General features: G+C 70.4%; 15 protein-coding genes. 10 read left to right on the top strand and 5 right to left on the bottom strand.

Annotation, left to right across the window (positions count from 1 at the left end):
* Positions 1 to 77 precede the first annotated feature (77 nt).
* The 3 genes from ACZ4SV_RS31935 to ACZ4SV_RS31925 all read left to right on the top strand — a co-directional run bounded on the left by ACZ4SV_RS31935 (position 78) and on the right by ACZ4SV_RS31925 (position 4,367).
* A complete protein-coding gene (locus ACZ4SV_RS31935; RefSeq protein ID WP_468008635.1) occupies positions 78 to 1,031 on the top strand; it encodes a FadR/GntR family transcriptional regulator in 954 nt (317 codons plus the stop codon).
* 436 nt (positions 1,032 to 1,467) lie between these two features.
* On the top strand, positions 1,468 to 2,673 hold the full coding sequence (locus ACZ4SV_RS31930) for an MFS transporter (RefSeq protein ID WP_468008631.1): 1,206 nt from the start codon (positions 1,468 to 1,470) through the stop codon (positions 2,671 to 2,673).
* Positions 2,674 to 2,753: 80 nt separating this feature from the next.
* A complete protein-coding gene (locus tag ACZ4SV_RS31925; RefSeq protein ID WP_468008627.1) occupies positions 2,754 to 4,367 on the top strand; it encodes a carboxylesterase/lipase family protein in 1,614 nt (537 codons plus the stop codon).
* 237 nt (positions 4,368 to 4,604) lie between these two features.
* On the opposite strand, the gene ACZ4SV_RS31920 is transcribed toward ACZ4SV_RS31925, so the two are convergent.
* The gene (locus ACZ4SV_RS31920) at positions 4,605 to 4,775 is read right to left on the bottom strand and encodes a hypothetical protein (protein WP_468008624.1); all 171 of its coding nucleotides are present in this window, start codon (positions 4,773 to 4,775) and stop codon (positions 4,605 to 4,607) included.
* A gap of 41 nt (positions 4,776 to 4,816) precedes the next feature.
* On the opposite strand from ACZ4SV_RS31920, the gene ACZ4SV_RS31915 reads away from it, so the two are divergent.
* From ACZ4SV_RS31915 to ACZ4SV_RS31890, 6 genes are all read left to right on the top strand, one after another.
* The gene (locus ACZ4SV_RS31915; protein WP_365879562.1) at positions 4,817 to 5,830 is read left to right on the top strand and encodes a LacI family DNA-binding transcriptional regulator; all 1,014 of its coding nucleotides are present in this window, start codon (positions 4,817 to 4,819) and stop codon (positions 5,828 to 5,830) included.
* A 159-nt stretch (positions 5,831 to 5,989) separates the two neighbouring features.
* Entirely contained in the window at positions 5,990 to 7,345 is a 1,356-nt protein-coding gene (locus ACZ4SV_RS31910; RefSeq protein WP_468008618.1) for an ABC transporter substrate-binding protein, read from the top strand.
* Between the two features lie 8 nt (positions 7,346 to 7,353).
* On the top strand, positions 7,354 to 8,325 hold the full coding sequence (locus tag ACZ4SV_RS31905) for a carbohydrate ABC transporter permease (protein WP_468008614.1): 972 nt from the start codon (positions 7,354 to 7,356) through the stop codon (positions 8,323 to 8,325).
* A 17-nt stretch (positions 8,326 to 8,342) separates the two neighbouring features.
* Complete coding sequence (locus ACZ4SV_RS31900; RefSeq protein ID WP_468008613.1) at positions 8,343 to 9,239, top strand: carbohydrate ABC transporter permease; 897 nt, start codon at positions 8,343 to 8,345, stop codon at positions 9,237 to 9,239.
* Positions 9,240 to 9,415: 176 nt separating this feature from the next.
* Positions 9,416 to 11,011 carry a glycoside hydrolase family 13 protein gene (locus ACZ4SV_RS31895; RefSeq protein ID WP_468008610.1) on the top strand — a complete coding sequence of 532 codons (1,596 nt, stop codon included), beginning with the start codon at positions 9,416 to 9,418 and terminating at the stop codon, positions 11,009 to 11,011.
* Between the two features lie 80 nt (positions 11,012 to 11,091).
* Positions 11,092 to 13,452: a discoidin domain-containing protein gene (locus ACZ4SV_RS31890; protein WP_468008606.1), complete on the top strand. Its 2,361-nt coding sequence runs from the start codon at positions 11,092 to 11,094 to the stop codon at positions 13,450 to 13,452.
* Between the two features lie 233 nt (positions 13,453 to 13,685).
* Here the strand turns inward: ACZ4SV_RS31890 and ACZ4SV_RS31885 are convergent, their stop codons facing one another.
* Complete coding sequence (locus ACZ4SV_RS31885; RefSeq protein WP_468008604.1) at positions 13,686 to 17,525, bottom strand: CARDB domain-containing protein; 3,840 nt, start codon at positions 17,523 to 17,525, stop codon at positions 13,686 to 13,688.
* A gap of 1,109 nt (positions 17,526 to 18,634) precedes the next feature.
* Between ACZ4SV_RS31885 and ACZ4SV_RS31880 the strand changes: the two genes are divergently transcribed.
* Entirely contained in the window at positions 18,635 to 19,168 is a 534-nt protein-coding gene (locus ACZ4SV_RS31880) for a 2'-5' RNA ligase family protein (protein ID WP_468008600.1), read from the top strand.
* A 362-nt stretch (positions 19,169 to 19,530) separates the two neighbouring features.
* Here the strand turns inward: ACZ4SV_RS31880 and ACZ4SV_RS31875 are convergent, their stop codons facing one another.
* Genes ACZ4SV_RS31875 through ACZ4SV_RS31865 form a run of 3 tightly spaced genes read right to left on the bottom strand, consistent with a single transcriptional unit; the run spans position 19,531 to position 22,923 of the window.
* Positions 19,531 to 20,424 (bottom strand): lysylphosphatidylglycerol synthase domain-containing protein, encoded by an 894-nt coding sequence (locus ACZ4SV_RS31875; RefSeq protein ID WP_468008597.1) that lies wholly within the window; start codon positions 20,422 to 20,424, stop codon positions 19,531 to 19,533.
* Between the two features lie 50 nt (positions 20,425 to 20,474).
* Complete coding sequence (locus tag ACZ4SV_RS31870) at positions 20,475 to 21,770, bottom strand: glycosyltransferase family 4 protein (protein WP_468008594.1); 1,296 nt, start codon at positions 21,768 to 21,770, stop codon at positions 20,475 to 20,477.
* A gap of 10 nt (positions 21,771 to 21,780) precedes the next feature.
* Positions 21,781 to 22,923 carry a glycosyltransferase family 4 protein gene (locus tag ACZ4SV_RS31865; RefSeq protein ID WP_468008590.1) on the bottom strand — a complete coding sequence of 381 codons (1,143 nt, stop codon included), beginning with the start codon at positions 22,921 to 22,923 and terminating at the stop codon, positions 21,781 to 21,783.
* Between the last annotated feature and the right edge of the window lies 1 nt (position 22,924).

Below are 22,924 nucleotides of genomic sequence, written 5' to 3'. Positions count from 1 at the left end.
GCTCAGCCTGCCGAGGGCCGTCAAGAGGCTGCCGTCAGCGACAACGGAGCCCTTGCTTCACCCACCGGCAATTCAGCATGATGATTACCTTGATGTTGCGCGGGGAGGGTCGCGGCGTCAAGAGTTCGGAGAGAAACAATCATGATGAATATGACGAGCCTGAGGGGACTGCTGTGACGTCCACTTCCGACCCCGGCATGCGCACGGGTGCCGAGGAGCAGACACGATCCGATGCCGACGCCAGCTCTGACCTGCGGCGACGTGCTGGACGTGGAGACCGTGCGCCCCTGCCCCGGGCCGTCCGCCGCGCCGACGCCTCACCCCGGGCGGCCGGCTCGGGCCGTGCCGAACACGCGGCCGAGCGTGTCGCCGCGCTGGTCCAGAGCGTGCCGCCTGGCTCACGTCTGGGCACCAAGGAGGAGCTTCGCACCCTGTGCGAGGTGTCGGTGGGTACCTTCAACGAGGCGTTGCGGCTGCTGCAGGCGCGCGGCCTGGTCACGGTCAAGCCGGGCCCAGGGGGCGGACTGTTCAGCGCCGAGCAGACACCGATGGTCCGCCTCGGCAACTCCGTTCTCGCCCTGGACGCGCAGGAGGCGGATGTCGCCAACGCCGTGCGCATCCGTGACGCCCTCGACCCGCTGCTGATCGAGGACGCCCTCTGGCACGCCTCGCCGGCCGACATAGCGGGGCTGCGCGAGCACATCACCGCCATGGAGAAGGCCGTCGGCGATGCCGATCCGGTCGCCTTCGTCCATGCCAACTGGCGGCTGCACGCCGCCATCGCCGCGATCAGCCCCAACGTTCTGCTCGGCTCGCTGTACACCAGCCTGCTGGACCTGATCGAGGGCCACACCCTGTCCGTGCTGCCGGCCAGCGAACAGCCTCTGGACGAGTACATCGCTCACCGGCACACACTGCACCGCGACCTCATCGACGCCCTCGACCGCCGCGACCGCGACGAGGCACTGCGTCTGATCCACGAGCACAACACGACGCTCGCAGAAAGCGAGGGCTCCCGCACGGCCTCCTGACCTGCACTCTTGGCGCACCGATTGCCACGTTCGCCCTCCTGGGTGTCTCCGGCGGACGAGGTGCACGCGTCGAAGCCGTTGACATCGGGCGCTGCCGCCCCCCAGCATCGCAGCCAGTTCCACGCAGCGCGGACAGCAGCGGGCCGGCCATGTGCCGAGATCCGCCGTCCGCCGTCGACGACGGCTCAGCGACGCTTCTTCGACGGCCCTGGCGCTTCCTCTGTCACCGTCCGGCTTCGTGCGGCCGTGACGCACCAGCTCCCGCGTCCGGGCAACAGCGTGCCCCTGCCGAATGCCGCCACGTGACCGGCCGTGCCCTGCGGCCACGACCACCTCGTGCAGACCTCCGTTCAGGAGTACGAACGTGAACGTTGTTTCCGGCGTGCCCAGATCCGGCACGCGTCCCTGGCCTGCTGTGGCTCTCGGGCTCGTCATCTTGTGCATCGAAGGGTATGACCTGTTCGTCCTCGGCGCGGTCGGGCCGTCCCTGCTCGCCCATCCCGGCTGGCACGTCACCACGTCGACTCTGGGACTGCTCGGCAGCCTCACCGCGGCGGGCATGCCGCTGGGATCGATCGTGGCAGGCTGGGCCGGTGACCGGTACGGACGGCGCCTGCCGATGCTCGCCTCCCTGGCCTGGCTGTCGCTGTGGATGCTGCTCAGCGCGACCGCTTCGAGCCTGGGCTTCTTCGCCGCCACCCGGTTCGCCACCGGTATCGGCCTGGGAGCGCTCATCCCGCTCGTCACCGCCTACGTCAGCGAGTCCGCCACCACCGCCCGCCGCTCGCTGCAGGTCGGCACCGCACTGACCGGCGTCGCCATCGGCGGGATCATCACCGGCATCCTCGGCCGGGCACTGCTGCCCGCCTGGGACTTCCACACACTGTTCCTCTTCGGTGTCATCCCCCTCATCCTCATCCCCCCGGTCTGGCGCCTGGTCCCCACCGCGGGCCGGAGCGAGCCGTCACCAGTACTCGGCTTCAGTCCGGGCCCTGAAGGCGCCGACACGGCGAACCGGCTCGGGCAGTTGCTCGCGGCCCCCTACCGCCGGGCGACCCTGTTGTTCTGGGCGGTCACCTTCACCGGCCTGGTCCTCGTCTACGGAGCCGGCACCTGGCTGCCCACCTTGATGGTCAAGGCGGGCTATGACCTGAGTTCCTCCCTGGAGTTCTCCATCGCCTTCAACGGCGGCGCGGTCGTCGGCACCCTCGCCGCCGCGCTCCTCGCCGACCGCGGCCGGCTGAAGTCCGCAACCGTCACCAGCTTCGTCCTCGCCGCCGCCGCGATGATCACCCTCAGCACCCCTCAGCCCCGCTACGTGCTGCTGACGGCTGCCGCCGTGGCCGGTCTCGGCGCTCTCGGCACGCAGAACCTGGTCAACATGTTCGTCGCCCGCTTCTACCCGGCGCACCTGCGCGGCACCGGCCTGGGCTTCAGCCTCGGCATCGGCCGGATCGGCGCCATCGTCGGCCCCAGCTACCTCGCCGCCGCCACCGTCCTCATCAGCTCACCCAGGGCCGGCTTCTACGCCTTCGTCATCCCCGCCCTGCTCGGCGCCGCCCTCACCGCCCTGTTCCGCCGGCCCCGGTCCGCCGCGCACGCCCCCCTTCCGGCGCCGGACACAGCGCCGCTGGCCCGCTGACACCCCGCCCACCCCGCCCGCCGACGGCTGCGGTGACCAGCCTGCCCGCAGCCCGTCGAGCCACCGGACAAGGAGCCGCCATGCCCGTACCACCCCGTCCCTCTCTCTCGCGCGCGGCCATCGCCGCCCTGCTCCTCGCTCTCCTCCTGGCACTCGCCCCGCCCGCCACAGCCCAGGCGGCCGGCACCGTCACCACCAGCTCCGGCGTGCTGCAGGGCACCGCCCCGGACGCCAACGGCGTCACCGCCTACCAGGGCATCCCCTACGCCGCCCCGCCGGTCGGAGACCTGCGCTGGCAACCACCGCAGCCCGCACCCCGCTGGAACGGGATCCGCCAGGCCACGACCTCCTCGCCCGCCTGTTACGGCAGCACCGCACCCGGCGCACCCGGCGCACCCGCCATCCCGATGAGCGAGGACTGCCTCACCCTGAACGTGTGGGCGCCGCCCAGCACCGGCCGGCCCCGGCCCGTCATGGTCTACCTGCACGGCGGCGGCTTCCAGTTCGGCACCGGCTCCGACCCGAAATACGGCGGCGCCGGCCTCGCGGCCCACGGCGCCGTGGTCGTCACCCTCAACTACCGGCTCGGCGTCTTCGGCTTCCTGGCCCGCAACGACCTCGACCAGGAGAGCGGCAGCTCCGGTGACTACGGACTGCAGGACCAGATCGCGGCGCTGCGCTGGGTCCAGCAGAACATCACCGCCTTCGGCGGCAGCCCCGCCAATGTGACCCTCTTCGGTGAATCCGCCGGCGCCCACTCCGTCGGCCTGCTGTTGGCCTCACCGCAGACCCACGGCCTGTTCGCCAAGGCCATCGCCGAGAGCGGAGGCTTCTGGGACAACCAGCGCGGCTCCATCGCCACCCACCAGGAAGCCGTCACCCAGGGCAACGCCCTGTCCGCCCAGCTCAACGCGCCCGCCCTTACCGACCTGCGGGCACTGCCCGCCGACGAGCTGAACGCGGCCACCACCGCACCCGGCACGCCCCCGTTCGGGCCCAGCATCGACCACCAGGTCGTCACCGACTCCCCCGCCGCCGTCTTCGCCCGCGGCCGGCAGAACCACGTCCCTCTCCTCGCCGGCTACAACAGCGCCGAGGACTTCCCCCTCTTCGACCCCCTGGCCCTGCCCCACTCCACCCCCGCCGAATTCCATGCGGCAGCCGAGAGACTCTTCGGCGCCCAGCGCATGGACGAGTTCGACGAGCTGTACCCCGCCACCACCCAGGCCCAGACCGACGCCTCGGCCCGTCAGCTAATCGGCGACATGGTCATCACCGAACAGACCTGGGAACTGCTCACCCTGCACCAGCACACCCAGAACTCCCCTGCCTACGGCTACAAGTTCACCTACACATCCCCCTACTCACCCGTCGCCGCCCACGTATCCGAGGTGCCGTTCGTCTTCGGCAACCTTCTGCCGCAGTACTTCGCCCCCAACGCCCCGGCGCCCACCGCCGCGGACCGCGCCGTCTCCGGCACCCTCATGTCCTACTGGACGAACTTCGCCCGCACCAGCAACCCCAACGGCCCCGGACTGCCCATCTGGCCCCGGTACCAGGGCCCCGGCTCCGCCATCCTCGAACTCGACGGGAGCCCCGCCTCACACCCCGAAACCGACACCCAGCGACTCACCTTCCTCGCCTCCTTCCGCACGAACGGGCGGTTTCCCGAGGCCTGGAGGTCTGCCCAGTGACACGCACGCCGGCCCATAGCCGGTGGTGATGCCGGGTGTGCAGATGTAGGTGTGCAGATGTAGAGGACGTCGGCGCCGAGCGCGCGGTCCGCCTGCCCGGCGGGCACGACCAGCAGGAGGGCGCGGGGCATCACTCGGCGTGAGCCCGGGCGGGCGGATCAGGTGCCGTCTCTCCTACGCGTGACAGCCCAGGCGCTGGGAGCGTACGTCCGGCCCGCCGATGCCCGCGCCGGACGGTCAGAGGCGGAGGAGGCGCTCGGCGTTGCGGTGGGCGATGTCGTGTGGGGCGTCTTCGGAGAGTCCGGAGCCGGCCAGGAAAACGCGGGCCCCGGTGCTGCCGACGAAGGGGTAGTCGACCGAGTAGATCCCGCGCCATGATCCTCCCGTCGTCAGGAGTCGAGCACCCATCTGCGCAAAATAGCGTAAATTCTTGCGCTATTCTTGCGTTCATGACGCGACGACTTGCTCAGGTAGCCGCCAAGGTCGGGGTCAGCGAGGCCACGGTCAGCCGGGTGCTGAACAACAAACCGGGGGTATCCGAGGCCACCCGCCAGGCGGTGCTCACCGCACTCGACGTGCTGGGCTACGAACGTCCGACCCAGCTGCGGGGCGAACGCGCCCGCCTGGTCGGCCTGGTCCTGCCGGAGCTGCAGAACCCGATCTTCCCGGCCTTCGCGGAAGCCATCGGCGGCGCGCTCGCCCAGCAGGGACTGACCCCGGTGCTGTGCACGCAGACCAAGGGCGGGGTCTCGGAGGCGGACTACGTGGAGCTGCTGCTCCAGCAGCAGGTGTCCGGCGTGGTCTTCGCCGGCGGCCTGTACGCGCAGGCCAACGCGCCGCACGAGCACTACGAGATCCTCGCCGAGCGCAACATCCCGGTCGTCCTCATCAACGCCGCCATCGAGGACATGGGCTTCCCCGCCGTGTCGTGCGACGACTCCGTCGCGGTGGAGCAGGCATGGCGCCATCTCACGTCGCTGGGTCACGAGCGCATCGGCCTCGCCCTCGGTCCCGCCGACCACGTCCCCTCGCAGCGCAAGCTGGCCACAGCGCGCGCCATGGCCACGGCGGCCGGCGGCGAACTGCCGGACGAGCACGTGGTCCGGGCGATGTTCTCCCTGGAGAGCGGCCAGGCGGCCACCGCCCGGCTGCTCGACCGGGGTGTCACCGGGATCATCTGCGCCAGCGACCCCATCGCGCTCGGCGCGGTCCGGGCCGCGCGCCGCCGCGGGCTCCGCGTCCCCGGCGACGTCTCGGTCGTCGGGTACGACGACTCCGCGTTCATGAACTGCACCGAACCTCCGCTGACGACCGTCCGCCAGCCCATCGAGGCCATGGGCCGAGCCGCGGTGGAGCTGCTCACCGCACAGATCGCGGGCAGTGCCGTCACGGCGGAGGAACTGCTCTTCGAGCCGGAGCTGGTGGTGCGCGGCTCCACCGCGCAAGCCGTCCGCGCCCACTGAGCGACCCTCGCTCCACACGACGGGATTCCATCGACTGTCAATAATTTACAACTCCAGTGCGACATCTTGCGGCCGTCTGTCGTTGGTGATTGAGTGTGGGCCGCCACACAGCGAGCAGCCGTGTGGACATCCCACGCTCATGGCCAAAGGGGTCCACCGATGAGAAGTTCCGGGTTCCGTCGCACCACCGTCGCCGCGATAGCCGGCACCCTCACCCTGGCCGGCCTCACGGCCTGCGGGTCCGGAGGCGCTTCGAGCAGCGACGACGGCAAAACCCGGATCACGGTCAACTGTGAGCCGCCCAAGAGCGCCAAGGTCGACCGGAAGTTCTTCGACGCGGACGTGGCGGCCTTCGGCGAGCAGCACCCGGACATCGACGTCGTCACCCATGACGCGTTCCCCTGCCAGGACCCCAAGACCTTCGACGCCAAGCTGGCCGGCGGGCAGATGGAAGACGTCTTCTACACCTACTTCACCGATGCCGGACACGTCGTCGACGTCAACCAGGCCGCCGACATCACCCCGTACGTCAAGGAACTCAAGAGCTACCGGACCATCCAGAAGCAGCTACGCGACATCTACACCGTGGACGGGAAGGTCTACGGCATCCCGCGCACCGGCTACTCCATGGGGCTGATCTACAACCGCAGCCTGTTCCGGAAGGCGGGCCTGGACCCCGACAAGCCCCCCACGACCTGGGACGAGGTCCGCGCCGCCGCCAAGAAGATCGCCGCCCTCGGCGACAACACCGTCGGCTACGCCGACTACAGCGCCCAGAACCAGGGCGGCTGGCACTTCACCGCCGAGATGTACTCCCAGGGCGGCGACGTCGTCACCGCCGACGGCAAGAAGGCAGCCGTCGACTCCCCGGCCGGCCACGCCGTCCTGCAGAACCTGCACGACATGCGCTGGAACGACGACTCCATGGGCAGCAAGCAGCTCCTCGTCATCAACGACGTGCAGCAGATGATGGGCTCGGGCAAGCTGGGCATGTACCTCGCCGCCCCCGACAACATCCCCATCCTGGTCAAGGAGAAGGGCGGCAACTACAAGGACCTCGCCCTCGCCCCCATGCCCGGCGGCCACGGCACCCTCATCGGCGGCGACGGCTACATGTTCAACAAGCACGACACGCCCGCCCAGATCCGCGCCGGCCTGAAGTGGCTGGAGCACATGTTCCTCACCCCGGGCAAGGGCTTCCTCGGCGACTACGCCCGCGCCAAGCGCAACGACGCCCCCGTGGGCCTGCCCGAGCCGCGCCTGTTCACCGGTGCCGCCGACGCCACCGACCAACAGGTCAAGAAGGCCAACGCCAACGTGCCGGTGGCGAACTACCAGGCATTCCTCGACGGCAACCAGAACCTCGACATGAAGATCGAGCCGCCGAAGGCCCAGCAGATCTACTCGGTGCTCGACGGCGTGGTCTCCGCCGTCCTGACGAAGCGGGACGCCGACATCGACCGCCTGCTGAAGGACGCCTCCGGCAAGATCGACGGCATCCTCGCGCGAGGCTGACGGCCACCATGAAGACCGCAGCCGAACGCGCGGCCGCCCCGGCCCCCGTACGCGCCACCGCCGCGCCGCCTTCCGCCCCGAAGCCGCGCGCACCGGGCCGCGGCGGCGCGCCCTGGCGGCGCACACTCGCCGACCAGGCCCGGGCCTACGCCTTCCTGGCCGGCGGCCTGCTCTGCTTCGCCCTGTTCTCGTGGTACCCCGCGATCCGCGCGGTGGTCATCGCCTTCCAGAAGTACACGCCGGGCTCCGCACCCCAGTGGGTGGGCACGGACAACTTCACCCATGTCCTCCACGACCCCGAGTTCTCGACCGCCTGGCGGAACACGCTGGTGTTCACCGCGCTGGCCCTGCTCATCGGCTTCGCCGTCCCCTTCGTCATGGCGCTGGTGCTCAACGAACTGCGCCATGCCCGGGCCTTCTTCCGCGTGGTCGTCTATCTGCCGGTGATGATCCCGCCGGTGGTCAGCTCGCTGCTGTGGAAGTGGTTCTACGACCCCGGTGCCGGCCTGGCCAACGAGGCGCTGCGGTTCCTGCACCTGCCGACCTCGAACTGGACCAACGGCGCCGACACCGCACTCGTCTCGCTCGTCATCGTGGCGACCTGGGCCAACATGGGCGGCACCGTTCTGATCTACCTCGCCGCCCTCCAGGGCATCCCGGGCGAGCTGTACGAGGCGGCGGAGCTGGACGGCGCCAACCTGTGGCAGCGGGTGCGGCATGTAACCGTCCCGCAGACCCGGTTCATCATGCTGATGCTGATGCTTCTCCAGATCATCGCCACCATGCAGGTGTTCACGGAGCCGTTCGTCATCACCGGCGGAGGGCCGGAGAGTTCCACCGTGACGGTGCTCTACCTCATCTACAAGTACGCGTTCCTCTACCAGGACTTCGGCGGGGCCTGCGCCCTGAGCGTCATGCTCCTGGTGCTGCTGAGCGCGTTCTCCGCCCTGTATCTGCGGTTCACCCGCGCCGACGACTGAGAGGAGGAACAGCGATCATGCCCGCCAGACAGAACGGGTACGCGGTGCGCACCCTCGTGTCGCCGCTCACGCTGTCCAGGACACGCGGCAAGGCCGTCTACTGGAGCGTGTTCGGCGCGGTCGTCGTCGCCTTCGCCCTCGCCTTCCTCTTCCCGGTCTACTGGATGGCGACCGGTGCCATGAAGTCGCCGGACGAGGTGACGCGCACACCGCCGACCCTCGTGCCGGACCAGTGGCACATCAGCGCGTACACCGATGCCTGGGACCTGATGCAGTTGCCCCAGCACCTGTGGAACACGGTCGTCCAGGCGGCCGGGGCCTGGCTGCTCCAGATCGTCTTCTGCACCGCCGCGGCGTACGCCCTGTCCAAGCTGAGACCCGCCTTCGGCAAGGTGATCCTCGGCGGCATCCTGGCGACCCTGATGGTCCCCGCGCAGGCACTGGTCGTGCCCAAGTACCTCACCGTGGCCGACCTGCCGCTGATCCACAGCAACCTGCTCAACGACCCGCTGGCGATCTGGCTGCCCGCCGTGGCTAACGCGTTCAACCTGTACCTGCTCAAGCGCTTCTTCGACCAGCTCCCGCGCGATGTGCTGGAGGCCGCCGAACTCGACGGCGCCGGCCGGCTGCGCACGCTGTGGTCGGTGGTGCTGCCGATGTCCCGGCCGGTACTGGGGGTGGTGTCCATCTTCGCCCTGGTCGCCGTGTGGCAGGACTTCCTGTGGCCTTTGATGGTCTTCTCCGACCCGGACAGACAACCGATCAGCGTGGCCCTCGTGCAGCTCTCGCAGAACATCCAGCTGACCGTCCTCATCGCCGCGATGGTGATCGCCAGCATCCCGATGGTCGCCATGTTCCTCGTCTTCCAGCGGCACATCATCGCCGGGATCAGCGCCGGCAGCACCAAGGGCTGAGCCCGCCCGCGACACCGGCACCGCGGCCACCCCGTGGCCGCGCACTGCCTCGCCCGCCCCTCCCCGCCCCCGCTGCGGGGGGCGGCAGGGCGCCGCGGCACACAGCGCCGAGCCCGTAGACGCCGCTCACGCCGCACGGCCGTGGGCGAGACCACGCATGCCCGAAAGGAACCCTCATGGACCCGGCCGACGAGAAGTGGTGGCGTGGCGCCGCCATCTACCAGATCTACGTGCGCAGCTTCGCGGACGGAGACGGAGACGGCACCGGTGACCTCGCGGGAGTGCGCGCCAGGCTGCCCTACCTGGCCGACCTCGGCGTCGACGCGCTGTGGTTCACGCCCTGGTACCTTTCACCCCTGGCCGACGGGGGCTACGACGTCGCCGACTACCGTGCCATCGACCCGGTCTTCGGCACGCTCGGCGAGGCGGAGAAGCTGATCAGCGAGGCGCGCGAGCTGGGTCTGCGCACCATCGTCGACATCGTGCCGAACCACGTGTCCGACCGGCATCCGTGGTTCCGGGCGGCGCTCGCCGCCGGACCCGGCAGCCCGGAGCGGGAGCTGTTCCACTTCCGCCCCGGCCGCGGTGAGCACGGCGAACTGCCGCCGAACGACTGGCCGTCGGAGTTTCCCGGTGCCGCCACCTGGACCCGGGTCCCGGACGGCGAGTGGTACCTGCATCTGTTCACGCCCCAGCAACCCGATCTCAACTGGGCGCACCCGGCCGTCCGCCGGGAGCATGAGGACATCCTGCGCTTCTGGTTCGAGCGGGGCGTGGCCGGAGTGCGCATCGACTCCGCCGCGCTGCTCGCGAAGGACCCCGAGCTGCCGGACTTCGTCAAGGGGCACGATCCGCACCCGTACGTCGACCGCGACGAACTGCACGACATCTACCGCTCCTGGCGTGCCGTCGCCGACGAGTACGGCGCCGTCTTCGTCGGCGAGGTGTGGCTGCCGGACACCGAGCGCTTCGCCCGCTATCTGCGCCCCGACGAACTGCACACCGCTTTCAACTTCGACTTCATGACCCGCCCCTGGTGCGCGGCCGAGCTGCGCCAGTCCATCGACGGCACCCTCACCGAGCACGCCGGCATCGGGGCGCCGGCGACCTGGGTCCTGTGCAACCACGACGTGACGAGGACCGTCACCCGGTACGGGCGGGCGGAGTCCGGGTTCTCCTTCGCCACCAAGCGTTTCGGCACCCCGACCGACCTGGCGCTCGGCACCCGCAGGGCTCGCGCCGCGGCGCTGCTGTCCCTCGCGCTTCCCGGTGCCGTCTATCTGTACCAGGGCGAGGAACTCGGCCTGCCCGAGGTGGAGTTGCCGCCAGAGCACATCCAGGACCCGATGCACTTCCGCTCCGGCGGCCTCGACCCGGGCCGGGACGGCTGCCGGGTGCCGCTGCCCTGGGCCGCGGGTGAGCCGCACCACGGATTCGGCTCGGTGGCCGAGCCGTGGCTGCCGCAGCCCGCGGACTGGGGCTCGTACGCGGCCGACCGGCAGGCCGCCGATCCCGGGTCGATGCTCACCCTGTACCGCACGGCACTGCGCGTCCGCGGCACCGAGCCCGGATTCGGCGACGGACCGCTGAGCTGGCTCGCCGCCCCGGACGACGTGCTGGCCTTCGCCCGGGAGGACGGCCTGGTCTGCGTCCTGAACACGGCTGCGGAACCCGTCGAACTCCCGCGCCACACAGCCGTCCTGCTCACCAGCGGCCCTCTGGACGACGAGGGCCGGCTGCCGCAGGACACGGCGGTCTGGCTGCGGGCCTGACCCCCCTGCCGGACCACCTGACCGGAGAAGCACTGCACACGCCACTTCCCCTCCCCCGCATCAGGAAGGTGCAGAACCACATGGAGACAACCACCAGGCCCACACCGAGACGGTGGCTCGCCGCCGTCCTGGGAGCCGCACTGGCCTGCACGGGGGCTGTCGCGGCCCTCGCCCAGACCGCCGGCACCGCCCAGGCCCTCACGGCCCCCCTCTCCCCGCTGGCCGTCGCGGGCCGCGGCGCGACCGTCCCGTTCACGGAGCTGGAGGCGGAGGCCGCGCGCACCAACGGCACCGTGCTCGGCCCGGACCGCACCTACACCTCGCTGCCGTCCGAGGCGTCGGGCCGCAGCGCGGTCAAGCTGGACGCGGCGGGCGAGTACGTCGAGTTCACCCTCACCCAGCCCGCGAACGCGGTGACGGTGCGCTACAGCGTGCCGGACAACGCGGCCGGTACGGGCATCACCGCGCCCATGGAGCTGAGCGCGGACGGAACCCGGCTGAAGGACCTGACCTTCACCTCCAAGTACGGTTGGTTCTACGGGAGTTACCCGTTCACCAACTCCCCCGGCGACAAGCCGCACCACTTCTACGACGAGACCCGCGCCCTGTTCGGCAAGACCCTGCCCGCCGGCGCGAAGGTCCGCGTCACCCTGCCCTCGACCGGCGCCACCCCGTCGGCCACCGTGGACCTCGCCGACTTCGAGCAGGTCGCCGCGCCCGTGACGCAGCCCGCCGGTTCGCTGTCCGTGACGGACTACGGCGCCGACCCCTCCGGTGCCGCGGATTCGACGTCCGCGTTCCAGAAGGCGGTGGACGCGGGCAAGGCGCAGGCCAGGACCGTCTGGATACCACAGGGCACCTTCCGGCTCACCGACCATGTGGTGGTCGACCAGGTGACCCTGCGCGGGGCCGGCCCTTGGTACTCCGTGCTCACCGGACGCAGCTCCACCGACCGCACCCGGGCCGCGGGCATCTACGGCAAATACGTCGGCGGCGGCGGTTACAGCGGCCAGATCCGCCCGCAGGAGGCGGGCGGACCCAGCCGCAACGTCACGCTCAAGGACTTCGCCCTCATCGGCGAGATCACCGAGCGCATCGACGAGGACCAGGTCAACGGGCTCGGCGGCGCGATGAGCGATTCGACGGTCGACAACCTGTGGATCCAGCACACCAAGGTCGGGGCCTGGATGGACGGCCCCATGGACAACTTCCACATCAAGAACAGCCGGATCCTCGACCAGACGGCCGACGGCGTGAACTTCCACTGGGGTGTCACCAACTCGTCGGTGGAGAACACCTTCCTGCGCAACACGGGTGACGACGGCCTCGCCATGTGGGCGGACACCAGGAACAACGTCGGCGACACCTTCAAGAACAACACCGTGGTGGCGCCGATCCTGGCGAACAACATCGCGGTCTACGGCGGCAAGGACATCTCCGTCACGGACAACGTCGTCGCCGACACACTGACCAACGGCGGCGGCATCCACGTCGGCAACCGCTTCACGGGCGTCGGCCCCGGCAACGGCACCGACGTCTCCGGCACCTTCACGCTGGCCCGGAACACCACCATCCGGGCAGGCAACACGGACACCGGCTGGCCGTTCCCGATCGGCGCGATCTGGTTCGACGCCCGGGCCGGCGCCATCGACAAGGCGACCGTCAAGGTCACCGACACCGACATCCTGGACAGTTCCTACTCGGCCATCATGTTCGTCTCCGGCACCACGAAGGGGGTCGAGTTCAACAACGTCAACATCGACGGCACCGGCACCTTCGCCATGCAGTTCAACGACCCGGCGTCGGCCTCCTTCACCAACGTCACGGCCAAGCACCTCGGTTTCACCGAGCCGCTCTACAGCTGCCTGGGCAGCCAGTTGTCCCTCACCCAGGGCGCGGGCAACTCCGGCTGGAACAGCAGACTCCCGGCCACCTACTGCGGTGAGTGGCCCAAGCCGAACTACGACCACAGCGGTACGGAGCCCACCCCGCCGCCCACCTCCCCGCCGCCCACTCCGACGGGGAACCTGGCCAAGGGGCGCCCGGTCACGGCCAGCGGCAGCACGGACGTGTACGTGCCGGCCAAGGCGGTCGACGGTGACGCCGACTCGTACTGGGAAAGCACCAACAACGCCTTCCCGCAGTGGCTGACCGTCGACCTCGGCGCCACCCGGAGCGTGGGCCGTGTCGTCCTGAAGCTCCCGCCCGCCACCGCGTGGGGGGCCCGGACCGAGACCCTGTCGGTGCTCGGCAGCACGGACGGGTCGTCCTTCGGTGACCTCCTCGCGTCGAAGGCCTACCGATTCGACCCGGCGACCGGCAACACGGCGACAGTGACCCTGCCCGCCGGCACCGGCACGCGCTACCTGCGGATCCGGGTGACAGCCAACACGGGCTGGCCCGCGGCCCAGTTCAGCGAGGTCGAGGCGTACACGTCCTGATGTGAGCAGTTGCGCACCGGAAGGCCGGACCATCCGGCGCGGGTGAAGGGTCCGGCTCCGCTGTCGCGGGGCCGGACCCCTCGGCATGCCCTCACTCGCAGGGAGACGCGCGCCTGCCCTCGCAGCCCCTGCTGGTCTCCTCCGCCAGGCCCTGGACAGTGAGGAGACGACGAACGCGGGTGGTGCCGGAGAACCTGTCTCCCGCACCACCCGCGTCGCCGTGCCGCCGGCGTCTACGGGTTGATGGTCATCTTGAAGGTGGACGTGGTGTTCTTGATGTCCTGGGCGTTGTCGCTGAGCGTCAGCCGGTTGAAGGTGACCTCACCGACGGCCGGCCCCTGGTTCGCCTCGGGCATCTCGTTCGCCCACACCCCGAAGCCCGACTTGGCGTCGTAGGCGTCGCCGCTGCGGTGCGCGCCGGAGATCGAGATGTCGTTGAGGACGGTGTCCTTGATCGGGAACTGGGGCTGGCCTCCGGAGTAGTTGGTCTGGAACATGATGCCGCTGTACGTCGGGCTGGTGATGTCGACGTTGTTGATGCGGATGCCCTGGAAGACCTTGGACGCGGAGAACAGCCAGATGCCGGGGAAGGTCTGGCCGTTCCAGAAGTGGCCGCCGGCGCGGTCGACGGTGATGTTCTCCAGGATCGTCGGATCCGTGCCGAACCCGTTCATCGGGTAGCCGAAGTCGAGCGAGCTGACGGTGATGCCGGAGTAGACGAGGGTGTCGGCGATACGGATGTTGCGGAAGGTGTTGTGGTAGCCGCCGTACACGGCGATACCCGCGGCCCGCCAGGTGAGGAGCGTGGTCAGGTTCTCGTAGACGTTGTTCTTCTCGTCCGCGCCGCCCGCGTCGATGGCGGAGAACAGCGCGAAGCTGTCGTCACCGGTGGCCCGCGCCTCGTTGTTGACGACGTGGTTGTCGGTGGACCCGTTGGTCATGTTGACGCCGTCGGCGAAGGTGTCGCGGATCCGCGAGTTCTTGATCGTGATGTTGTCGGTGTTGGCGCCCCAGTAGAGGCACACCGTGTGTTCGTTCCAGATGTTGTCGATCGTCATGTTCGCGACGTTGGAGAAGTCGAAGACCTTGCCGGGGCCGTCGATGCGCGAGGTGTAGTTGCCGAAGTAGGAGAAGTTCGCGAAGGTCGAGCCGGACGCCGTGCTGTCGGCTCGGAAGCCCACGTCGGTGTTCTCCTGCCCGGCGGGGGCACGGAAGCGGGTGAACCAGGGACCGGCGCCGACGACCTTGACGGCCTTGCCGTAGACCTGGAACTTGCCGGCCGTGTCGTAGTCACCGGCGGGCAGATAGACGCCGACGAGTGTGCCGGTGGTGTCCATCCGGACCTTGTCGAGGGCGTTCTGCACGTCCTGATGCGAGAAGCCGGCCGGCACGGTGTAGGCGGCCGGGTCCGGGTTCGGGATCTGGGTGGCCTGCTCCAGGCTGACGAAGTCGATGGCGTACTGCGAGGTGTTGGCCGCGTCCTTCTGCAGCTTGATCCTGCTGCCCGCCGGGACGGTCCTGTCGAGCAGGACGCTGGCCTCGTCGTAGAGGTGCCGGGCCGGGCCCGCGCCCGGTGAGTTGCCGGGGCTGGTCTCCGCGCCGTAGAGCCAGGCGTACCGGGAGGTGAGGTCGATTGCCTTGACGAAGGTGCCGTCCACGTAGAGGTCGAGGGACGCGTTGGTGCCGCCGCCGCTCGCGGAGTCGGGGATGGAGAACCGGGTCACCAGGGTGTTCGTGGCGGCCTTGGTGGTGAACTCCACGGACGAGCCGGTGCTGTTGAGGGTGACGGCCTTGCGGCCCGATGCCTCGCCGGCGAGGTCGCCGACGGTGCGGTTCGGCCCGAGCACTCGGGCGCCGCCCGCGACGACGCCGTCCTCCGCCTCGTACACGTCGTACGGCATGCTGGCACCGCGGCCGATGAACAGCGGCTGGGTGCTGGTGTTGTCGGCCTGCTTGGCCGGTATCTCCTTGGTGTCGACGGCGATGACCGTCCGCACGGTGTACTTGCCGTTCGCGGCGGTCCAGGTGCCCAGGCGGACCGGCGCCGTGGTGGCACCGGCGGCGATGGAGCCGTCGTAGGAGCCCGTGAACGTCTTGACGACGCTGCCGTTGGCGTCGGTCAGGGTGAGCGAGATGCCGTGGCCGCCGGCCGCGGAGGCGACCGTCCCCTGGTTCTTGACCGCGACCGAGAAGGTGACCGGGTCACCTGCGGCCGGGGCGCCGGGCGACCAGCTCACCGGTGACGCGACCAGGTCGGAGGTGTCGGTCGGCTTGACCACGAGGGCGCTGGGGCTGTTGTAGGAGTTGTTGCCCTCGTTCTGTTCGATGACCTTGTTGGCCGGGTCGGCGACCGCGCTGAGAGGGTAGGTGCCGGCGCCGCGCGTGCCGATGCTCGCCGTGACCGTCTGCGACGCGCCCGCGGCGAGGGCCCCGACGCTTGCGGTGGCGACCTTGGTGCCGCCGAGCTGGAAGTCGACACCGGTCGCCGCCGAGGCACCCGAGCCCCGGTTGTGGACCGTGGCGGACAGGCTGACGGCGTCCGACTCGGTGGGGCTCTGCGGGGACGCCGTGAGGCCGGTGATCTCCAGATCGGGGTTGGGCGCGGGCGTCCCGAGCACCTGGAACTCCGCGACCTGGCCGCCCGTGGCGCCGGAGTTGGCGGTGAACCGCAGCTGGACGTCGGCGAACCGGCCGGTCACCGGGATGGTGACGGAGTTCCCGCTCGCCGGGTCGAAGGCATAGCTGCGGGCCGCCACCAGCGTGCTGAAGGCGCTCGCGCTCTGCTCACGGCCGAGGACCTCGATGGTCTGGCTGCGTGCCGACCAGATGCTGTCCGGGTTGAGCTTGACGACGACCGCGCTGGTGTCGGCGTTCGCCCCGAGTCGCACGGTGAGGGTGCTCGGGTAGCCGCCCGGCGCGCTCTCCCAGTACGTGCTCGTGCTGCCGTCGACGGCGTTGGCGGCCACGTACGTCTGCTGCGTGGAGGACCCGCTGACCGGCTTGCCGAGAGCGAGGTTGGTCGTGGCGTCCGCGCTGCTGTAGTGGGTGACGGCCGGAGCTGCCTGCGACACGTTGCCCGCGGCGTCCACGGCGCGCACGGAGTAGGAGACCGTCCGGTGCGCGGGCGGGGTGAACGTGTACGAGGTCGCACGGGCGCCGACGCGTACCGTCCGCCTGCCGTCGGCGTAGACGTCGTACCCGGTCACCGCCACGTCGTCGGTCGACGCCTGCCAGGTCAGCGTGGTCCTGCCGTGTGCGCGCGGGGTGAGTGCCGGTGCGGCGGGTGCGACCGGCCGGGCTGTGTCACCGGGTGCCTGGGCCCGGTTGGCCGTCCTGCTGTCCGCCGACTGGTTGCCCGCGGCGTCCCTGGCCCGGACGACGTACGACGCGGCGGCGGTGACGCCTTGCGGGTCGGTGTAGCGGTGCACGGACGCCGGGACGCTGGTGCGCAACCGGCCGTCGACGTAGATGTCGTAGGCGGTCACCTTGGTGTCGTCCCGCGCGCCCCGCCAGGTCAGCTCCGCGTGCCCGGGCCCGGTCAGGGTCACTTCGCCGGGAACGGTGGGCGGCTGGTTGTCGCCGGTGGCCGGACCGTGGACGGCCAGATCCGCCAACCGCCCCGCCACCGTGCCCGACCTGGTGGAGAACAGCACGCGGACGTAGCGGGTGGTGGTGACGCCGAGGGGCAGCGTGATCCGGCCGGAGTCCGCGGCACCCGGCCGGTACTCCTCGGCGGCGGTGAGATCCGTGAAGTCCCGCCCGGTCAGGCTGCCTTGCACCTTGAGCGTCTGGGGCCGCGCTGCCCGCGTGCCGGGCAGGCTCAGCACGACCTGGGAGACTCGCCTGGTCGCGCCGAGGTCGACCTGCACCCACTGGGCGCGTCCGGTCTTCCTGCTCTGCCAGAAACTCGCGCGGCTGGCGTCGGTGACGCGCCGCGCCGCATGCGCCCCGAGGTGGCTGCTCGCCGTGACGACGGCGCCCCGGGCGAGGTTGCCGCCGAGCGCTGGAGCGTCCGCCGTCGCGGCCAGTGCCGGCAGGCCCACGGCCGCCAGCGAAGTGGTGACGACAGCCACCAAGGCTCGTCGTCTGAAGCGTTGTCTGATCACGTGAGACCCCAATCGTCAGCCCCGGCCGTCGGCACGACAGACGAGGCGCGGCTGCGCGTCCATCCGAAGGTATGGCTCTTGCTCGAAGTTCTTCGGTTTTTGCGCTAGACCGCCGGAGAATGCCAGAATTTTGTTGCGGGGTCTACAGCTCCAGCGCGCTCTATTACAGCGCTAGTTCGCGGAGCGCCGGATCCGGCTGATCAGGAAGCCGGGCGGACCGGCCCCGGCGGCCAGGGGGCGGAGGTTCACACGAACCGGGTGAAGCACTCCAGCGCCGAGCCGGCGCCGACGACCTCGCGGCCGACGACCGGAGAACGTGTCACTCGGTCGCCAGGAACGCGGACGCAACTTTCATCGTGGGACTGCATTCCCCGGCCCGTGACCACGGGCCGGAAACAGCACAGCCAGCGTCTGCCGATCCTGCCTGTCATCACGGATCTCTCGGATGCACTGCGTCGCGTCGGCACTTTCCGCCTCACCGGCACACACGCCCTCGTCCCCCTCCACCGGGCAGGAGACGCGGGCATCGAACTCGCCGAAGCAGCCGACTGGTTCGCACTCGCAGACCCTTCCGGTGCTGCCCGTCGACCGTCACCGTTTCCGCCCTGCCGTCGGTGAACCTCACCGCCCGGTCCGCCGGGATCCGCGAGGCAGCACTCGAACGCACCTACCAGCACATGACGGTCAAGCCGCTCAAGCCCGCCGAGACGGCGACGCTGAGGGCTCGGCCCTCGCCGTTCCGTCGCCGGCCATCCGTGCTCCGTCGCCGCCGCGCTCACCGGACCGGGCCCGCCGACAGGAGACGGCGCATGCCTGGCAGACAGCCGAGCTCCGCCTGGGCAGGCCGCAAGCCCGTCGTCTCAGCCGGGGAACGATCCGTCGCCTTGGGCCGGACCAGGGGTGCCGGCATCGCACGGGTCCGGTAAGTGTGTCTGTCCCAGCTGGGCGGCTGGCAGTGTCGCCGGGTCCCGTCGTGGGCGTGCGGGGTGGCGGTCGCGTTCATAGCCTGGTGATGCTCGGGATGAGCGGACAGGCTCCTGGAGGAGGCCGCGGGCGATGGTCGGTAGGCTGCGGCGGTGCGCACGGTCGAGCTCTTGTTGGACGAGGCGGCGGAGCTGGCGGTCCGGGATGCCTGGCGGCGGCTCGCCGACGCGGGCCTGCCCAGTCAGGCGCACCATCGCTCACCGACGAACAGTCCGCACCTCACCCTGGCCGCCTGTCCGGAGCTGACCGCCCCGATCCGCTGGGAGCTCGCGGAGGTGGCCGCCTGTCTGCCGTTGCCGGTGCGGTTCACCGGCGTGGTCCGCTTCGAGCGGCCCACCTCGGTCCTGGCCTGGGCGCTGGACCTGGACTCCGCGCTGGCCGGACTGCACCGCCGGGTGTGGGAGGCGGTGGTCTCGGACAGCCCGCCCGGGACCCTGAACCCCTTCCACGAACCCGGACGCTGGAGCCCGCACATCACCCTCGGCCGGACCCGGCGGGCCGGTGCCTTCGCCGGCCGACGAGTCCCCGAGCTGCTGCCGGCGCCGCCGCTGTCGGCCCGGCTCACCACCCTGCGCAGTTACGACACCGAGACCGGCGCCCTGGAGGTGCTGAACCCCCGCACCTGAGACGCTCTCGGCGAGGGAGCGGTGGTTGCCGAAGCCGCCGCGTGCGCGGGCTCCCGGTCAGGGCGGGCGGCTGTCGGGCACTTCGGGCTCTCCTGCCGGGGAAGCCCGGGAGGATGTCGTGAGCTGAAGGCGTACGAAAGGCCGGCCGCCCGTCTGGCGGGCGGCCGGCCTGCTCGAACAGCGGTGAATGGCAGGGAAGCCGGCCTCCCGCCCCGCCGTGCGGTCAGCCGTGAGCGCCGGCGACCGAAGGCGTGGTTGCCGCTGGTCCTGCGGTCCGCGTCCGGAAGGCGTCCGTGGTCGGTGTCGGCCATTCGTTCTCGGACAGCCCGCCCCGGATGCCGCGTCGCAGCGCGCCATACGTGTCAGGCTCCCTGATTCGCCGGGGCTCGACGTTTGCGGATGACGGCGGCGTTGCCCAGGAGTACAGCCGTCAGCAGGAGTTCGGTACCCAGGCACAGTGCCCGGCTCGCGATGGCCGCCGTCGCCGCCGCGGTCACCGGGAGGACCCGCACCAGGACCCCGGCCATGAGCAACTCCCGGACCACTGCGCCGTCCGGCAGGAAGATCACGAGCATGCCGGACACGGCGGCCAGCGAGAACGCGCCGATGCTCAGCGGCAGGGACCGCATGACGGGTGCGCCGAGCATCATCACCAGCAGCCACAGGTGCAGCCCTGAGGTCAGCCGGCAGGCGAGCAGCCAGCCGACCGCGGCACGGGTCTTGGGCCCGGTGGTCACCGCGGGCGGCTCCTTTCCGGCCAGCCTGGCCACCACTTGGGCTGTCCGGCCGACGAGCGCCGGTCTGATGAGGACGAGGCCGAGCAGCAAGGCCGGGGCGAGCAGCAGCCAGCTCCAGCCGCCCAGTACCCCCGGGCCGGCCAGGGCCCCCACCAGCAGGCCGGTGAGCAGGATCACCGGGACGTTGAGGAGGAAGACGGCGATGCTCGCCCTGCGCGGTACCCCGGCTCGTTCGGCCAGCCTCGCCTGGGTGATCGCCACCCAGAACTGGCCGGGCAGATACTTGGCGGTCATACCGAAGAAGTAGATACGTGCCGCCTGCCCCTTGGGCAGTGGATGTCCGACTTCGGCCATGACGCTTCTCCAGGAGAGCATCGCGCAGACGAGCGCCAGGATGTTGAGCGCTCCGGAGGCCGTCAGATACGGCAGGGCCCGCAACGTCAGGACCGGACGCGCGGCGGACCAGTCCTGCCCCTGCACCGTCCAGCACAGGCAGGCGACGATCGTGCCCACCGTCATCCAGCGCAACACGGGCCGGCGGATTCGCCTGATCCCTCCGCGGCTCACCTTCACTCCTCCCCTCCGGACCGGAGAGCCATCGCCTGGTGGTAGACGGTGACCGTCGCGGAGACCGTCGTCGACCACCGGAAGGACCGGCGGACGTGTTCGCGTCCGCGCCGCCCGATCTCCGCCGCTTCGGCGGGGTCGTCCAGCAGCGAGCCGACCAGCCGCACGAGCTCGGCGGGACTGTCACCGGTCATCCGGAGAGCGGCTCGGTGCTGCCCGTCGTACGCGATGGTCTCCGAGAACCCCGGGCCCAGTACGACGGGCACTCCGGTCGACATGGCCTCGACCGACACGAGCCCGAAGGGTTCGTAAGCCGAGGGGAAGACGCAGACATCGGCCGCCAGGTAGTGCTGCCGCACCTGGTCGTACGGCAGATGGCGGTGGTAGACGTGCACACGGTCCCGCACGCGGAGTTCGGTCACCAAGTGGTCCACCGCGGCGTCCTGGCCGGTTCCCGCGAGCCCGGCACCGAGAACGAACAGCCTTACTTCCGGGTGGCGTTCCGCGATCAGCGGCAGGGCGTGCAGCAGCAGATGGACGCCCTTCGTCCGGCTGAGCCGGCCCGCGAAGACCAGGACCCGGGCCTTCGGTGGCAACCCGAAGGCAGCCGCCAGTTTCCGCCGTGCCCGGTGCTGCGCCCCCTCGACGGCCTCGGCTTCGGGGTCGGGACCGTGGTCCTCGTAGCCGTGCGGGACGACCCGGATCCGGCCGGCCGGCCAGTCGTGCCGGATCAGCAGGGCCTTCATCTCGGGAGTCGGCACGATGATCAGGGTGCTGAGCCGGCTCAACCACCGCTGGACGGTGCCGATCAGCCCGAACGGGTCGGGCATCTCGGACCCGGCGGCCATCGTCAGCTCGGTGTTGTGGACGTGATAGACGGTCGGCAGTCGCAGCAGGCCGGCGGCGAGGATCCCCACCGGGGCGCTCTGCCAGTCGTGCACGGCGACGACGGCGTGACGCGGCCGGGAGCGCAGCAGCGCCAGGAAGACCATGAGGTTGAAATGCAACAGGGCCAAGCCGAACCATCCCTGGCCGCGCAGCGAGGTCCGGTTTCCCGGTTCGAGAAGCCGGCGTTTCAGGCTTCTGGGCAGACCTGGCCTTCGGATCTCGAAGCCGTCCGCGTCCAGCGTCTTCCGCGGGAAGTCACCCGGACAGTTCATGGTGAACAGCGTCAGCCTCAGATCCGCGTGGTCGTCGTGCAGTCGGTGCAGTGACCGCTCGGCGTACTCGGCCAGTCCCCCGAGGTTCCAGGGCGGATACTGGTGGCACACCGCGACCACTCGTCGTAACTCCGGCATGTCCGTCCTCTCACGCTGCCCGGTGCTTCGGGGTGACCAGACCGCGGAACGCCTCCTCGTGGGCGTCCAGGAAGCCTTCGCCGCCGAACAGGTCCCTGGCTTTGCGCCGGCCCGCCAGACGGTCCGCCCGTGAGGTCCCGGCCAGGTCGAGCAGCGCCCTGCGGAGCGCCTCCGGGTCGCGCGGCGGAACCAGTCGGCCGAACCCCGTGGCCTGGACCGGGTAGCGGGACCCGGCGAGATCGGTGGTCGCGGAGGGGACGCCGGCCATCATGGCCTCGACCTGGACGATGCCGAAGGATTCGGATATCGACGGCAGCGCGAAGACGTCGATGGAGGCGTAGAAGTCGCGGACCCGTTCGCCGCGCAGCAGCCCGAGGAACCGCACACGCGGGTCGTCACCGGCCTCGGCACGGAGCCGGTCGATGTTGCTCCCGCCGGCGACCATCCGGTAGTCACCGGCGATGAGCAGCCGCGCCTTGGGGTCGTCGATGGCCTGGAAGGCGCGGATGAGGTATTCGATGCCCTTGTCCTCGGCGATGCGCCCCATGAAACCGATGTGCAGCCCGTCTCCGTCCCGCAGCCGCGGGGTCCCCCCGCTGCGGTCGACACAGGGTGAGGGGATCGGGCGGAAGGGCCGTTGCCGGATGGCCGGCCACAGCCGCGAACCGCGCGCCTGGTCCTCGCTGTTGGCGATCACCAGGTCGGCCCGCCTGACCGTCGCCCGGCACGAGTGGTCGGCCAGGCGCATGGCCACGCGGTTCAGGGGGCTGTCCGGGAGGAAGGCATCGATGTGGTACGTCGTCACCACGCGTGCTCTGGGCCGCAACGCCATCAGGAAGGCGGCCTCGGGCATCGGCAGGTGCAGGTGGAGCAGGTCTGAGCGGGCGGCCAGGCGGGCGGCCAGCAGCGGGAGCCGGGGTGTGACGAAGCCCCTGCTGATCCGGGCCAGCACCGGTGCGCGGAAGACGTGTACGCCGTTCAGTTGCTCCTGCCGCGGCAGCGTGGGGTCGTGCTGGGCGCAGGCCAACGCGACCTTCCAGCCGCGACCGGCCAGCCCCTCGGCCGTGATTCTGGCCGCCTCGGTGAGACCGCTGACATAAGGCGCGTAGTAGTCGAGGGCGACTGTCACGTCGAACCTGTCGGGAAGTGCCATG

This window comes from Streptomyces sp. NPDC027672 (assembly GCF_055566335.1).
Note: the sequence above shows the minus strand (reverse complement) of the source record. Positions and strands in the feature narration are given on the sequence as shown.

What these genes read in the sequence shown, in the direction of transcription:
- ACZ4SV_RS31865 (WP_468008590.1), bottom strand. Translation starts at nt 22,923, where the DNA reads ATGGCACTTCCCGACAGGTTCGACGTGACAGTCGCCCTCGACTACTAC.
- ACZ4SV_RS31875 (WP_468008597.1), bottom strand. Translation starts at nt 20,424, where the DNA reads ATGACGGTGGGCACGATCGTCGCCTGCCTGTGCTGGACGGTGCAGGGG.
- ACZ4SV_RS31890 (WP_468008606.1), top strand. Translation starts at nt 11,092, where the DNA reads ATGGAGACAACCACCAGGCCCACACCGAGACGGTGGCTCGCCGCCGTC.
- ACZ4SV_RS31925 (WP_468008627.1), top strand. Translation starts at nt 2,754, where the DNA reads ATGCCCGTACCACCCCGTCCCTCTCTCTCGCGCGCGGCCATCGCCGCC.
- ACZ4SV_RS31920 (WP_468008624.1), bottom strand. Translation starts at nt 4,775, where the DNA reads ATGGGTGCTCGACTCCTGACGACGGGAGGATCATGGCGCGGGATCTAC.
- ACZ4SV_RS31900 (WP_468008613.1), top strand. Translation starts at nt 8,343, where the DNA reads ATGCCCGCCAGACAGAACGGGTACGCGGTGCGCACCCTCGTGTCGCCG.
- ACZ4SV_RS31910 (WP_468008618.1), top strand. Translation starts at nt 5,990, where the DNA reads ATGAGAAGTTCCGGGTTCCGTCGCACCACCGTCGCCGCGATAGCCGGC.
- ACZ4SV_RS31870 (WP_468008594.1), bottom strand. Translation starts at nt 21,770, where the DNA reads ATGCCGGAGTTACGACGAGTGGTCGCGGTGTGCCACCAGTATCCGCCC.
- ACZ4SV_RS31905 (WP_468008614.1), top strand. Translation starts at nt 7,354, where the DNA reads ATGAAGACCGCAGCCGAACGCGCGGCCGCCCCGGCCCCCGTACGCGCC.
- ACZ4SV_RS31895 (WP_468008610.1), top strand. Translation starts at nt 9,416, where the DNA reads ATGGACCCGGCCGACGAGAAGTGGTGGCGTGGCGCCGCCATCTACCAG.
- ACZ4SV_RS31915 (WP_365879562.1), top strand. Translation starts at nt 4,817, where the DNA reads ATGACGCGACGACTTGCTCAGGTAGCCGCCAAGGTCGGGGTCAGCGAG.
- ACZ4SV_RS31935 (WP_468008635.1), top strand. Translation starts at nt 78, where the DNA reads ATGATGATTACCTTGATGTTGCGCGGGGAGGGTCGCGGCGTCAAGAGT.